The sequence below is a fragment of the Streptomyces sp. BE20 genome, from assembly GCF_036322525.1.
Classification (GTDB): Bacteria; Actinomycetota; Actinomycetes; order Streptomycetales; family Streptomycetaceae; genus Kitasatospora.
In genome coordinates, this window is the sequence record NZ_JAQYWW010001088.1 from 1 (window position 1) to 323 (window position 323).

Sequence of the window (323 nt, forward strand, 5' to 3'; positions counted from 1 at the left end):
CAGGGCCATGCTGAAGGTGTCACCGGCCGCGACGGCCTTGACGTCCTCAAGTCCGGCTACCGTCACCGGTAGTGTGGCGTTGACGACGGTGCCGTCGCGGAGCTGGCCCGGGTCGTGGTGGCCCCAGTCCCTGCCGGAGCCGAGCAGCCGCAGGGCGCCGGCAGGGGAGACGCCCGCGCGGCGACGGCACCCAGACCCCGCGCCTCACCCCGCCGTCCGACGTCGGCCGGTCGGGGGCCGAGCTCAACGACGTCGCCGCCGGTGGCACCGGCGGCTCCACCGGCTCCGGCTTCGGCCTCGCCCTGCTCGCCAACGGCACCGTC

1 pseudogene is annotated in these 323 nt (G+C 76.2%); it reads right to left on the minus strand.

The window, feature by feature from the left end:
• A pseudogene (locus tag PUR61_RS31575) lies at positions 1-153 on the minus strand (RCC1 domain-containing protein); the annotation flags it as partial.
• Between the last annotated feature and the right edge of the window lie 170 nt (positions 154-323).